This window comes from Paenibacillus sp. FSL L8-0641 (assembly GCF_038006265.1).
Lineage (GTDB): Bacteria > Bacillota > Bacilli > Paenibacillales > Paenibacillaceae > Paenibacillus > Paenibacillus polymyxa_D.
In genome coordinates this window covers 1,601,563-1,614,496 of sequence record NZ_JBBOUW010000001.1, presented here as the reverse complement: position 1 = coordinate 1,614,496, position 12,934 = coordinate 1,601,563, and the positions used below count along the sequence as shown (strand labels likewise).

The window sequence follows — 12,934 nt, the reverse complement described above, 5'->3', positions numbered from 1 at the left end:
TCTACACACCATAGCTCTTAATCGTTGCTTCCAGGGTTTCATCCGTATCTGCCAGCCAAACGAAACTAACCTCAAACGTTCCCGGCTCGAAAAACAATGGAAATCTCCGCTTAAACCAATCCTGCATCGGCAGATTTAACGCCTCCTTCATATCCACCCACAGCAATTCTCCCTCAGGGGGATTTTTTAATAGTTCACCTTCAGTGGCTGTAGCCAAATAGTTAAAGACCATATATCTCAGCCCTTGACTTGGGTCACAATATTCGTCGATTCCTTTAAATACAATTTCCGTAACGGTTAAGCCTGTTTCTTCCTTTACTTCACGAATGGCCCCATTCACAATGCTCTCTGGAAACTCTACTTTTCCTCCTGGAGCAATATAACCCGGAAACCCCTTTCGATTGGGTCTATTCATAAGCAATACCTTGCTTCCGTCTTGAATCATACACATGGTATATATTTTGTGTGTCACTTCTGTTGTCAATCCGATCATACCTTTCTTTATTCACGATTCACTATGATCTAGCTTTTAACTTTCTCACCGACATATTGTGGTTAAATATGGTATTCACCATACTTTAACGTGTTATTTTGTAGAGCGCAATAACTCTAACCATAGACTAGATTAGAGAACTCATGCCTAAGTCGGTCAAAATTAGCAAAAAAAGACCGCCTTTCTGCAGAGCCGTTGGTACTACCAAGCGACTCCAGAAAGGAACGGTCTTATCCTAAACTTAATCATCATGCCAATACTCAGTTTTCTAGGCAAGCCCTGGATAACGAGAACCTGCCGCGAAACCTTTGGGCGAAATACGCTCGATCTCTTGAAGCTCTGCTTCCGACAAGGAGACCTGTAGAGCACCAAGATTTTCACGCACTCTTTCCAGTCTCTTCGTTCCCGGAATCGGAACGATATGGTCGCCTTGCGCCAGCAGCCATGCCAGCCCCAACTGAGCAGAAGTACAGCCTTTTTGGGCAGCCAGTTTTTCGATCAGGAGGACAACTTCTAAATTTTTGTTGAAATTCTCGCCTTGGAAGCGTGGGAAATGACGGCGGTAATCATCCTCTGGCAGATCGTCAAATTTCTTGATCTGTCCCGTGAGGAAACCTCGACCTAGTGGACTGTAGGGTACGAAGCCGATTCCCAATTCATTCAGTAGCGGAAGAACATCATCTTCCACTTCTCTGCTCCACAAGGAATATTCGGTTTCTACCGCGGTAATTGGATGCACCGCATGCGCGCGGCGGATCTGTTCAGCCGACGCTTCCGACAAGCCGATATAGCGGATTTTCCCTTCCTTAACCAAATCGGCCATTGTTCCGACGGTCTCTTCAATCGGAGTATTGGGATCGACTCGATGCTGATAATACAGGTCGATATAATCGATCCCCAGATGAAATAGACTGGCATCCACGGATTTTTTAATATATGCCGGATCTCCCTTGGGTCCCTGAGTGTGCGTGATCCCGAATTTAGTGGCAATCACTGCCTCCTCCCGACGACCCTTGAGCGCACGTCCAACCAGCTTCTCATTGCCGCCGAACTTCTGCTGTGCGTATTCCTCACCATAAAGATCTGCTGTATCAAACAGCGTTACACCAAGGTCCAGCGCTCCCTGAAGTGTACGCACCGACTCCTCGTTGTTCGGCATCATCATCGTGCCAAGGCCCAGAGCTGATACCTCCAGCCCTTCACGTCCCAATTTTCTTTTTAGCATATCATGGTTCCCTCTTTTCTTTGGGTAAATGGATGGAATGAACATGTACTCATTCTAATGGACCCATATGGAGGCAACCACAGTACGTTTATACTAGTAACAAGATTACCAGGCAGAGGATTGGCTTACTGGTGTGTAGATACAAAAGTGCAGACCCGGTTGGTCCGTAATACTTGCTAAAGAATTAATATCATAGGAAACGGCCTCCACAGCACCAGGAATTTGAAAGGAAACCCGATTCACTTTTTTGAGCTGGATAAGATGCTGCTTCCACATGGTGTCAAACTCCATACTTTCCACACGCAGCCGTTCTACCGTCTCCTCAAACCAAGGATCTCCTAAATACTTGTCATAATAGGTTCTAAAAACAGCTACCGAATAGGACGCGAATTCTTCCCAGTTAACCATTCGACGACGTAATTCGGAATCCACGAACAATAAACGAATCATGACACGTTCAGAAACGGACAGGGAAGAAAAATCGGTAATCACCTCATTCGCCGCGCTATTCCAAGCAAGCACTTCCGCTTTTTCATTGCTGATAAAGGAAGGATAGGACAACTGATCAATAATATGTTGCCACTGTGGATTCAGCCTTGTATGGATGGGCGAAATCGCAACCGCCTCATTGGGATTCCACAATTGAATTAGATGTGCTCTCTCATCATGAGTTAATTGTAGAGCTTCTCCTATACTTTCGATAATCTCCTTAGATGCTGTTACTTCTCTACCTTGTTCCAGCCATGTGAAATACGTCGCACTGACACCTGCCAGCATCGCAACTTCTTCTCGGCGAAGCCCCGGTGTTCTTCGCTGACCCTGTGAAAGTCTAAGACCTGCCTGCTCTGGTTGAAGTCGATTTCGACGTGATTTCAGAAAAGCTCCCAACGTTTTCGATTTACTATTATCATTAGACATGTGTTACCTCTTTTCGAATCAATCGCTATAGAACGCTCACAGTCCCTCGTCAAACAACTGTAGGCCTATGATTTCAAAGGCGACACCGTCGCCCGCTTTAACGTTGACATCACCATTCACTTCTTCAGAATCCAAAATAAACGTAGTGTCTCCTACTACAATCTCCACACATTCTATCTCGTCTGCTTCGCCTTGCATCACTTGATGTATCGTTCCTTGAATCCAATAGTCGCCTAGCTTTGGTTGAGGTCGAAAAATCCCTGTCTCTTCAGTAGGCTTCAGCCTCCTGAACCCCTCTATACTGGATTGAGAAGTCTCGACCGAAATTACACAACCGGGAATCATCTTATTTAAGCTTTGTTCATACGGGACAACATACGCATATCCAGAAGTCAGTTCATGCCAAAAATATGTCCAGTAGCCGTATACTTTTTCCTTGCCAATATTACGAATGGTGATATGCTGATCTTTATTTATTTCCTTGATCTGTACGCGCATCTATAGAGTCCTCAGTAGATATTTTTCTTATAATAATAGTGTTTAAAGCCTCTCGGAGCATCGTCAATGACACCAACGACTTCATACCCCTGCTTTTCATAGAATTCGGGCGCTTGGAAAGTAAAGGTATTAAGTTGTATAAAATCACACCCTTTATCTCTAGCAATTTGTTCAATTTCACCAAGTAGTTGTGAACCGTAGCCCTTTCCTCTGTAGCTCTGATCTACCCACAAAATATCAACCTCCACCCAGTTCCAACATAGTACACTTAGGAGACCGCCTATCACCTGACCGTCTTCATTTTTAAGCGTAAGATTAATCTCTTCGTATTGGGTTCGAATATCTGTTGGAACGTGTTTCGCATTAAACTCAATCAACTTATTTCTGACTAAACGGGCTTCATCTCTACTACTTCGATTCATCTGAGGTTCCAGCGTCATGGCATAAATCCTCCAATTTGAAATGAATAATAACACCTTCCTAATTCAAATATATAAAACACTATGATTAGAATACTTTTATCTTTCTACTGTTATATATTGTATATATTTTTCTGTGTTTAGTCACATGATTCAATTTAGATGGACAGAATTATTCTAATCTAAATATCGCTGATTAAAGTCGTTCCCTGGATTCATGCAAAATATTTAGTAACGAAAAAAGCAGGCCCCTCTGAAACGGAGAACCTGCTATCCTTTATATCCATCGTCTGCCATACAGGAGAAGAGAGGGGATGATTAAATTGAAATATCCAGTGATCTCCCAACTCCCGTAATATCGCTGCTGTTAGCGCTGTTGATACGAGTTGTTTCTGTGTTACTTGGAGCGGGCTTTTCCATTTTTGGAGTTGACGTACTGCTGGATTGCGAACTTTGCTGTGCAATTTGAGCTTCAATCTGTTTAATTTGTTGCTGAAGCTGCTTCATTTTTGCTTCTTTTGTATCTTTATTATCCTTACTTTGCTGTACCTTGTTGTACTCCGCTTCAAGTTGAGCTTTTTGCTTTTCCAGACTAGCTGTATCGTTGGTACTGGATGAAGATGAAGTGCTTGAAATAGATATAGAACTGCTGGATGTGGATGAAATGTTCATACGAGATTTCCCCTTTATAAAAGTATGAGTTTACACGTGTGGGCTAACCGGTTCTAAGCTATGGTGTTGCACTCTAATGACTATGACTACGATGATACAGATTATTCAAAAGTCTTAGCGATTTTATCGAATAAAGCCGATATTTCTTCATCTGTGGCATTCGTAGGAAGCGGAGCCTGCATTCCTCCCGTGTATTCCATGAATTCCTTACTCAATTCGAGTGAATCGTTAGATTTCTTGTGTGTGGTATGACCCGCGGTATTTAGTCCATTCTCATGTGACTTCACCGTATTCGAATGATCATAGGAAGTCGTGATAAGATGTCTGTTAATGGATAGTGACAAAATAGATCCCCTCTCAGTGTACATAATGTTTTTGGCTGCCCACCTACCTTTCATCGGTAGCAAATCTGAATGCAACCTGAGGGTATGCTGAATGATAACTGAATCAATACAGACTCATTAATACCGTAACCCTTTTATTATTTCCTAGACCATAGTCAAGGAAAATCCCCTCCGCAAGACGGGGGGATCAACCCTACTTGAGACAGGAGTAAGTAAAGGGATAATTTGTTACTCTTAGCAAAGAATAAATGAACGTATTTTAAAAATTGAAAGTAGGGAAATGATGTATGATCCGTATTAGCCATTTGGTTCACGAGAGACTTATGTTCCTAGTCAAATTTTTGTACTCGCCTGCATACGTGGGTAGTGTAACACCAAGTTCCAGATTTTTAGCTAAAAATATGATAGAATCCATTCCATGGAGTGAAGTTCATGCTGTTGCCGAGCTTGGTGCTGGAACAGGGGCAATTACCCAATACATCCCGTCTGCTGCTGAATTTCAACCTAAGGTTTTACTCTTTGAGAAAGACCAAACCATGCAGCAGAGTTTAAAAAGAAGATTCCCGAATTATCTATGCTATTCCGACTCGCGTGAGCTTCAGCTTGCTATGAAAAATGCTCAAATAGAACAGCTTGACTGCATAATCAGCGGGCTGCCTTTTTTCAATTTTCCACAAGCGATGCGGAATCAAATTGTAGAACAAATTCATCTATCGCTCAGGGATGGAGGAATGTTTGTGGCCTTTCAATACTCTAAACAGATGAAGCAGCAGTTAGGTGAATGGTTTGATATTGAAGAAATCAAGTTTGTGCCCATGAATGTTCCACCCGCATTCGTGTATGTATGCCGAAAGAAAGCTTAAGAAAGGAGTACGGGTATGGACGTGGAATATTTAATTTCCATCATCGAACAATACGGCTATGCAGCATTATTCTTTTCTCTATGGCTGGGGATTGTGGGTCTGCCCATCCCGGATGAAGTCATCGTAATGACTGGCGGGGCTGTAACAGGCATGGGCATACTTCACCCGTTACCCGCTTTTTTAATTGTATATCTTGGGGTTATATCAGGCTTGTCCTTAGGTTATGTATTGGGGAGAACCGTGGGCACACCGATTCTAGAACGTTTACGCCGGAAGAAAAAAATGGACAGGTACATTACGTTTTCGGAAAAATTGATACATAAGTATGGAAACTTCACTATTTGCATCAGTTATTTGCTGCCGATCGTCCGTCACATTATTCCTTATATTGTCGGAATCAATAAAATGAGCTTCAAGCGCTACGCCCTCTTCTCTTATTCAACGGGTTTGATCTGGACGCTGATCTTCTTTCTACTCGGACGTATCTTTGGCGATCATGTACAGGCAGTAGGAGAACTAATCCATCGTTATGGCTTGCAGATGGCATTGCTTGTCATCATGCTGACCATTATATTTTTTATAATGAAATTGGTGTGGGGGAAGAAAACAACGGAGGAGTAAAGGTAGAACACGGTCGGCTAGTCTCCTGCAAAGGAGGTGATGCCTGTGGAGGTTAAAGATACATTGATGTTGATGATTCAATTTGCGACATTGGTGATCTTGATTCTTTCCTTCAACAAAAAGAAATAGACCGCCCTCTGGAAAAGGAATGCGGTCTATTTTACTAATCCAACCCTACAACTACCGCCCTTATAAGCGGCTGTTGCAAAAGAGTGAGGATGTTGGCAGCATCCTTGCTCTTTTTCAGTATATACTTATTAGCTTTAATTTATCACAGGAAAAACCATATTGCCAATATGGAAAGCCTTTAAAGTGGCGGCTTACACCCCGAGCTATTTCTTTAATTGAAGCAACTTAACCAGCTTATCATGAATGGCAGTATTCGGGTAATTCCCGCTAAACTGAGAAGAGCCTGGGCCCATCGCGGTTAACGCCACATCAACAGATGTATGTCCTCCCGTGGTCCAGTCAATATAAAACTTTTCATTAGAGCCTTTTACAGTAAAAGGACCATCCTCTTTGGAAACACCTTCACCGGATTCATCCTCCGCATCTTCGCCTTCAATCGCCAAACCGCCCGTTTCATGATCTGCTGTCACCAACACTAATGTATCTGGATGTGCTTTGGCATACTCTTTAGCTACTTTAACGGCCTTATCGAGCTGTTGCCCAGCCTTAATCGTTAGCTCACCTTCATTGTCATGCGCCATCTCATCCGTTCCTTCTTCTTCTACCATCAGGAAAAAACCTTTTTGGTTTTTGGAAAGAACATCAATTGCTTTGGTCGTCATATCCGGTAAAGAAACCGTTGGATTGTAAGAGTTACCCTGCTTGTTGTGAGCTTGGAACATCTCTTCATTGGCGAACAGCCCCAGCAACTTAGAACCTTTGGCTGCTTTCATTCCTGTCTGATCCGTCACATAGCTATAACCCAGCTTCTTCGCTTGTTCTACCAAATTCCCTTGAGTTCCCTTACTCGCTTCCTCAGGATCTTCTGCCGGAGCATCTGGATGTTTGCCTACTGTTCCGGCAGGGTACCAGAAATCCTCACCACCGCCCAGAATAACATCCAGCTTGCTTTTCTCCAAATACTGTTTGGCAATCTCGCTTTGAGCGGAGCGTTTTTCGACATGCGCACCAAAGGCAGCCCCCGTTGCGTCTGTCACTTGGCTTGTCGTCACGACACCTGTAGACATGCCTGCTTTTTTAGCCAGCTCCATAATCGTTGTCACTGGTTTTTTATTCAAATCCATTCCAATCGCGCCGTTATACGTTTTCACACCTGTTGCAATGGCAGTCGCAGCGGCGGCAGAATCCGTAACCAGGTTATCCCCTGAACTTGTGCTAACCAGGCCGGTTACAGGCATGTTGTCCATTTCAAGTAATCCCGATTTCCCTACCGTCGCCAAGCGAATCGCGTTGCGACTTGCTTCTCCCATACCATCGCCGATAAAGAGAATGACATTCTTAGGGGCATCGACTTTCGCTGACGAGGTTTTCTGTCCTTTGGATACCTGTGTCGTAGTAGACTTGGTATTAGATGAGGCTGCAAAAGCGTTAGGGATATTAGCAGATAACAATGGCGCACTCAAAACGGTAATGGCACCTAAAGCAAGGATACTCTTTTTCATCGAACGCTTTTTCACAAGGTCACACTCCAATAAATTTAATATTCATATATGATAAAGTAATCATATATCTGCTTTGTAAAGTATCGTAAAGCAATAGATTACACGAATGTAAAATTTGGAGTGCTCACCTGTTTTTTATAAGACAAAAGAAGGCACCGACTTTTGGTATATCAAAGTCGATGCCTCTTATATTAAATCGCAGCGATATTTTTGCCGATCGGCATGGTGTAGTAGAGCGGCTTTTGCTGTCCATTTTGCTGATAGACTACAAGCAGAAGCGTGCGGCCTTCGGCAGTCAATGGGCTACCCCCACTCAGGATATGATCCAGACTGAACGGCAGTACATCTAGAACAGCGTGCTTTTGCAGTTCTTTTTCACTCAGCTTCAAGGAAGCAAAGGCTGGGATAATCTCGCGGTATGGCTGCGGCTGTTGAATGCCTACATCCGTTTCGCCTGTACTCTCCTTGCTCGCATCTGCCACAAAATCTGCAACCACAGGTGACAACAGCGCATCCGGGTGCTGGAGAACCATTTTCATATAGCTGGACCAATCATTCTTCTCCAAGCTATGCTCCCACCAAATTTTACGCGGCTTATATTTATGGTTAAGGAAATAATCAAGCTTCATCAGTCCAAGCACCATATCCATTCGCTTTGTTCCACGCGATTCCAGAAAGGACTGGAGACGTGTGAACAAGTCTTCGAGCTGATGTCCGATTTTTTGCCAGCCCTGTCCTTCCCAGTAGTCTCCGAATTCCTGAAAGAAATCAAAGGCGGACGAGAATTCACGCTCAATCAGATAGTTGACTGTATGATCCATACGATGAGAGTTCCAATATTTTTCCAATACATCTTCCAAGCGCTTGAGTCGGACGATATCGGCAAAGGAAAGGACGTCATTGCTCAGCATTTCATAAGGCGCCACGTCCATGTACGTGTAGTTGTACTTATCTGCGTCGATACGCAGTCCAGTGCCACGCAGCATTTTGAGGAAGCCAAGTTGAAGCTCTTCCGGGCCGAGCGCAAAAACGTCATTAAACGTTTTACGGAATGTGTTGTAGTCCTCCAAGGGCAACCCGGCGATCAAATCCAAATGCTGGTCAATTTTACCGCTTTGTTTGACCTTGGTAACAGTACGGGAAAGTTTGGTAAAGTTCTGGCGACGCTTAACCAACTCATTGGTAGGATCATTCGTTGATTGGACGCCGATTTCAAAACGAAATACGCCCGGCGGCGCGTTTTCCGCCAAATAATCCAATACCTCGGGACGCATAATATCTGCCGTAATCTCAAACTGGAAGACACAACCACGGTGATTTTCAATCAAAAATTTGAACATTTCCAGCGCATAATCGCGTTTAATATTAAACGTCCGATCCACGAACTTAATTAGGTTGGCTCCATTGTCGATCAGATACAGAATATCTGACTTTGTACGCTCGATATCGTAATAGCGCACCCCAACTTCGATGCTTGACAGACAAAACTGGCAGCTGAACGGACAGCCCCGGCTCGTTTCGAAATAAACAACCCGTTTCCCGAGTTCCGGTATATCTTCAGCAAAACGATAGGGCGACGGCAACTCGTTCAAGTCCGCTTTCGGACGACCGGGCATCTGAATAACCTCTTCTCCCTTACGGTAAGCAAGTCCATACACAAAATGGAACTTGCGATCCCCTTCCAGCTCCTGCAGCAGTTGATGGAAGGTTTCCTCTCCTTCACCAACCACGATAAAGTCCACATTCGCCAAACGCTTCATCCAGTGATCCGTATCGTAGGATACCTCTGGACCACCCAGAACAATTTTGACTTCGGGTATAATCTTTTTCAATACATCGATGACTTTAATCGTCTCTTCAATGTTCCAAATATAACAGGAAAAGCCGATGACATCTGCCCCCCGTTGAAACAAATCGGATACGATGTTCATCACCGGGTCCTTAATCGTGTACTCCGCCAGCTCGATATCAAAGTCCTTTTCACTGTAGGCTTTGAGACATCGGATGGCCAGCGAGGTATGAATATATTTTGCATTTAACGTTGATAAAATGACTTTCATAGGTCACAACCTTCTATAGTTTGCATGGACTGTTATATCCTTACCTTAGTATGGCTATTCAAAATCCTCGTACACATCGTCTGCATAAATCTCGTCCTCACTTACCGTTCCCCCGATATTCCCCTGATTATGAAAAAAATCAAGAAACGGCTTGCCGTACTTGCGGAACTTCACTTCTCCGACACCCTTGATCCGCAACATCTCTGCCTCGGATTGTGGGCTCGCTACGCTCATCTCACGCAGCGTCGCATCATTGAAAATGATATAAGACGGTACATGCTCCTGAGCGGCCAGATCGCGGCGGATCAGGCGCAATTGCTCGAACACGGTTTCGTTGACTGCAGCCGGGTATGCATCGCGTCCCTGTCGTCCGCGTGAACCTGCTCCACCTGCAAAAGCCGTGGCATGTCGCACAACACGCTGCATGACTTCTCGCTGGCCCTTCAGCACTTCAGCGGCAAGCTGCTGCAAGCGTACGACCGGATATTGTCCCTCGGACAACATCAGATAGCCTTCCGAAACAAGAACATTGATGATTTCGGCGATCTCTTTTTCCGTCCGGTTGCCCATCACGCCATAGGTTGGTAGGCTGTCAAAACCATACTGCAGCACTTTTTTGTTACGCGAGCCTTTCAACACCGAGGCGACCATCGAGACCCCATAACGTTCCCGCATGCGATGAATGCACGAAAAAATCTTTTGCGCATCTATGGTCATATCAACCAGTTCCCGTTCATCTGTACATGAACTGCATATGCCGCAAGCTTTATGCTCCTCCGCTTCTCCGAAATACTCAAGCTGTGCTGTACGTAGGCAACGAGTCGTGTAGCAATAATCAACCATCTGCTGGAGCTTGCGATAGTCATTACGCTTGCGGTCTTCATCCTGTGGATTTTGCTCAATCAGGAACTTCTGCGTCACAATATCTTGCGGTCCGAACAGCAAAATACATTGACTCGGGTCGCCATCACGTCCTGCGCGTCCCGCCTCTTGCACGTACGCCTCCATATTTTTAGGCATGTTGTAGTGAATGACATAGCGTACGTTCGATTTATCTATCCCCATGCCGAAGGCATTGGTTGCTACAATGACACGGATATCGTCGTACAGAAACCCTTCCTGGCTATCTGCACGTTCCTGATCTGTCATCCCGGCATGATAGCGTCCAGCCGCCATGCCTGCGTCACGCAGCCGTTGGTACAAATCGTCCACGTCCTTACGTGTCGCAGCATAAATAATGCCCGATTCACCCTCATGCTCACGGGCATAATTCAGTAAAAAGCTGCGTTTGTCTTCCCCGCGCAGCACACTGAACGCCAAATTGGGCCGTCCAAGGCCTGTAACAAACGTCTCCGGTGAGCGCAGACGAAGCAAGCGCACGATGTCATCCATGACCTGCGGTGTCGCCGTTGCCGTAAACGCAGCCACGATTGGACGTTCATACAGCCCGTCCACGAATGGAGCCACAGCCAGATAGCTGGTACGGAAATCATGGCCCCACTGCGATACGCAGTGAGCCTCATCTACCGCTACGCAGGAAATCGGCAACTGAGCCATTTCATCGCGAAACCAGTCCAGTTCCAGTCGTTCCGGTGCGACATACAGTAACTTCAAGTCACCATTCCGTGCGGCTCGTATGCGATCATTCACTTCTCGACCACTCAACGTACTATTGATGTAGGCAGCAGCAATCCCCATCGTGGTCAGCGCATCCACCTGGTCCTTCATCAGCGAAATGAGCGGTGACACGACAATGGTCAGCCCCTCATGCAACAACGCGGGGATCTGGTAGCATATCGATTTTCCGCCCCCTGTCGGCATGATGCCCAACGTATCGTTGCCCTCCAGCATACTGGCCACAATTTTCTTTTGTCCCTCCCGGAAATCGGGATAGCCATAAAATTTTTGCAGCAAGTCCTGCGCCCGTTCCAAGGTTGGTGCTTGTACACTCATAGTTTCAAAACTCCTCATATTTCTAGCGTCCTTGACGCATATCGGCTTTTCTTTCGTTACCTTTAGTTTACCGGGGTTCAGGGTAATGTTCAACCGCTAGAAGACTACCAATCTGGTTTAGTCCCTTATGGCGTTCGCTGTTTTCTCATGATATAGTGAACACGGTGCCGAAAATTTGTCCATAATTATGAAGAGACACGGTTCCAAGAAGGAGAAAGAACCCATGAACAATCGGAAACCCCAACGGAAAAATCATACAAAATCTACGTCAAACGCAAGCCATTCCAAACGCAGTCATAAACCTGCCGGAAGATCTGGCTCCCATAGACCGGAAGCTCCACGGAGAACGAATGCTTTTGATAAAGCCCCTGCCAAAACATACATCGTCCAGGAGCCTGCCGAGCTGTTAAGCTTTTTAGTAGAGCATGTGACTGGCATGGGTCGCAACTCCATTAAATCAGCACTGGCTCGTGGACAGGTGTCCGTCAACGGCATTCCGCGTACCGTGCATAATTTTCCACTGGAGCAAGGTCAGACTGTCGCTCTTTCCAAGGAAAAAGTAACTCCCGTCGTACCACTGACTGGGCTACGTATTTTGCATGAGGATGAAGCCATTATCGTTATCCATAAGGATGCCGGGTTGCTGTCCGTGGCTTCAGCGCAGGAGCAGGAAGTAACAGCCTATCGCCAGCTTACGGCCCATGTGAGACGCGAGCATCCGTACAATCGTATTTTTGTACTGCATCGTTTGGATCGTGATACATCAGGAGTGATGATGTTTGCGAAAAGCGAAGCCATACAGCAGGAAATGCAAAAAGCGTGGAAGGAAGTTGTGTATGAACGAACATACATTGCTCTTGTAGAAGGACAGGTTAAAAAAGCTGAGGGTACAATCACCTCATGGCTGAAAGAAAGCAAGACGCTAAAAATGTATTCCAGTCCTTATCCGAATGACGGACAACACGCAGTCACTCACTATAAGCTGCTCCAAGCCAATCGGCATTTTTCTTTGCTGGAAGTACGTTTGGAAACCGGACGCAAAAATCAAATCCGCGTACATATGGAGGATATCGGTCATCCCATTGTTGGAGATAAAAAATACGGTTCCAAATCCAAGTCGATTGGGCGCCTTGGCCTACATGCGAGGGTATTGTCTTTTATTCATCCCGTCACCGGGGTATTGCTGCGTTTTGAATCCGACATCCCTAAAACCTTTTTGAATCCGTTCCGGGAGTAG

14 protein-coding genes are annotated in these 12,934 nt (G+C 45.3%); 4 read left to right on the top strand and 10 right to left on the bottom strand.

The genetic code is table 11. The annotated features are described in order from the left end of the window. Position 1: 1 nt before the first annotated feature. The 7 genes from MKY16_RS07210 to MKY16_RS07180 all read right to left on the bottom strand — a co-directional run bounded on the left by MKY16_RS07210 (position 2) and on the right by MKY16_RS07180 (position 4,569). Positions 2 to 493 (bottom strand): 8-oxo-dGTP diphosphatase, encoded by a 492-nt coding sequence (locus MKY16_RS07210; RefSeq protein ID WP_028542993.1) that lies wholly within the window; start codon positions 491 to 493, stop codon positions 2 to 4. A 268-nt stretch (positions 494 to 761) separates the two neighbouring features. Beyond that, the gene (locus MKY16_RS07205) at positions 762 to 1,718 is read right to left on the bottom strand and encodes an aldo/keto reductase (protein ID WP_340954833.1); all 957 of its coding nucleotides are present in this window, start codon (positions 1,716 to 1,718) and stop codon (positions 762 to 764) included. Positions 1,719 to 1,823: 105 nt separating this feature from the next. Next, complete coding sequence (locus MKY16_RS07200) at positions 1,824 to 2,636, bottom strand: helix-turn-helix transcriptional regulator (RefSeq protein ID WP_340954831.1); 813 nt, start codon at positions 2,634 to 2,636, stop codon at positions 1,824 to 1,826. A gap of 36 nt (positions 2,637 to 2,672) precedes the next feature. Then, entirely contained in the window at positions 2,673 to 3,134 is a 462-nt protein-coding gene (locus MKY16_RS07195; protein WP_069012027.1) for a hypothetical protein, read from the bottom strand. A gap of 11 nt (positions 3,135 to 3,145) precedes the next feature. After that, positions 3,146 to 3,574: a GNAT family N-acetyltransferase gene (locus tag MKY16_RS07190; protein WP_069012025.1), complete on the bottom strand. Its 429-nt coding sequence runs from the start codon at positions 3,572 to 3,574 to the stop codon at positions 3,146 to 3,148. A 297-nt stretch (positions 3,575 to 3,871) separates the two neighbouring features. After that, a complete protein-coding gene (locus MKY16_RS07185) occupies positions 3,872 to 4,225 on the bottom strand; it encodes a FlxA-like family protein (RefSeq protein ID WP_069012023.1) in 354 nt (117 codons plus the stop codon). A 101-nt stretch (positions 4,226 to 4,326) separates the two neighbouring features. Then, positions 4,327 to 4,569 carry a hypothetical protein gene (locus tag MKY16_RS07180; protein ID WP_340884779.1) on the bottom strand — a complete coding sequence of 81 codons (243 nt, stop codon included), beginning with the start codon at positions 4,567 to 4,569 and terminating at the stop codon, positions 4,327 to 4,329. Between the two features lie 287 nt (positions 4,570 to 4,856). Here MKY16_RS07180 and MKY16_RS07175 point away from each other — a divergent pair, with 287 nt between their 5' ends. From MKY16_RS07175 to MKY16_RS26105, 3 genes are read left to right on the top strand one after another with little or no spacing between them, the layout of a single operon-like run. Continuing rightward, on the top strand, positions 4,857 to 5,432 hold the full coding sequence (locus tag MKY16_RS07175; RefSeq protein WP_029516416.1) for a class I SAM-dependent methyltransferase: 576 nt from the start codon (positions 4,857 to 4,859) through the stop codon (positions 5,430 to 5,432). Between the two features lie 15 nt (positions 5,433 to 5,447). After that, positions 5,448 to 6,053: a DedA family protein gene (locus MKY16_RS07170; RefSeq protein WP_165144956.1), complete on the top strand. Its 606-nt coding sequence runs from the start codon at positions 5,448 to 5,450 to the stop codon at positions 6,051 to 6,053. Positions 6,054 to 6,092: 39 nt separating this feature from the next. Further along, positions 6,093 to 6,182, top strand: a complete 90-nt coding sequence (locus MKY16_RS26105) for a putative holin-like toxin (protein WP_367988533.1) — start codon at positions 6,093 to 6,095, stop codon at positions 6,180 to 6,182. Between the two features lie 203 nt (positions 6,183 to 6,385). On the opposite strand, the gene MKY16_RS07165 is transcribed toward MKY16_RS26105, so the two are convergent. The 3 genes from MKY16_RS07165 to recQ form a co-directional block, all read right to left on the bottom strand. After that, positions 6,386 to 7,699, bottom strand: a complete 1,314-nt coding sequence (locus tag MKY16_RS07165) for an alkaline phosphatase (protein WP_185156331.1) — start codon at positions 7,697 to 7,699, stop codon at positions 6,386 to 6,388. A 176-nt stretch (positions 7,700 to 7,875) separates the two neighbouring features. Continuing rightward, complete coding sequence (locus MKY16_RS07160) at positions 7,876 to 9,744, bottom strand: B12-binding domain-containing radical SAM protein (RefSeq protein ID WP_340954827.1); 1,869 nt, start codon at positions 9,742 to 9,744, stop codon at positions 7,876 to 7,878. 54 nt (positions 9,745 to 9,798) lie between these two features. Then, complete coding sequence (gene recQ / locus MKY16_RS07155) at positions 9,799 to 11,697, bottom strand: DNA helicase RecQ (RefSeq protein ID WP_029516412.1); 1,899 nt, start codon at positions 11,695 to 11,697, stop codon at positions 9,799 to 9,801. A gap of 223 nt (positions 11,698 to 11,920) precedes the next feature. On the opposite strand from recQ, the gene MKY16_RS07150 reads away from it, so the two are divergent. Then, positions 11,921 to 12,934 (top strand): RluA family pseudouridine synthase, encoded by a 1,014-nt coding sequence (locus MKY16_RS07150; RefSeq protein ID WP_340954824.1) that lies wholly within the window; start codon positions 11,921 to 11,923, stop codon positions 12,932 to 12,934.

Coding starts and splice junctions, on each gene's coding strand:
- recQ (WP_029516412.1), bottom strand. CDS start 11,697: ATGAGTGTACAAGCACCAACCTTGGAACGGGCGCAGGACTTGCTGCAA.
- MKY16_RS07190 (WP_069012025.1), bottom strand. CDS start 3,574: ATGACGCTGGAACCTCAGATGAATCGAAGTAGTAGAGATGAAGCCCGT.
- MKY16_RS07150 (WP_340954824.1), top strand. CDS start 11,921: ATGAACAATCGGAAACCCCAACGGAAAAATCATACAAAATCTACGTCA.
- MKY16_RS07200 (WP_340954831.1), bottom strand. CDS start 2,636: ATGTCTAATGATAATAGTAAATCGAAAACGTTGGGAGCTTTTCTGAAA.
- MKY16_RS26105 (WP_367988533.1), top strand. CDS start 6,093: ATGCCTGTGGAGGTTAAAGATACATTGATGTTGATGATTCAATTTGCG.
- MKY16_RS07170 (WP_165144956.1), top strand. CDS start 5,448: ATGGACGTGGAATATTTAATTTCCATCATCGAACAATACGGCTATGCA.
- MKY16_RS07205 (WP_340954833.1), bottom strand. CDS start 1,718: ATGCTAAAAAGAAAATTGGGACGTGAAGGGCTGGAGGTATCAGCTCTG.
- MKY16_RS07160 (WP_340954827.1), bottom strand. CDS start 9,744: ATGAAAGTCATTTTATCAACGTTAAATGCAAAATATATTCATACCTCG.
- MKY16_RS07185 (WP_069012023.1), bottom strand. CDS start 4,225: ATGAACATTTCATCCACATCCAGCAGTTCTATATCTATTTCAAGCACT.
- MKY16_RS07210 (WP_028542993.1), bottom strand. CDS start 493: ATGATCGGATTGACAACAGAAGTGACACACAAAATATATACCATGTGT.
- MKY16_RS07175 (WP_029516416.1), top strand. CDS start 4,857: ATGATCCGTATTAGCCATTTGGTTCACGAGAGACTTATGTTCCTAGTC.
- MKY16_RS07195 (WP_069012027.1), bottom strand. CDS start 3,134: ATGCGCGTACAGATCAAGGAAATAAATAAAGATCAGCATATCACCATT.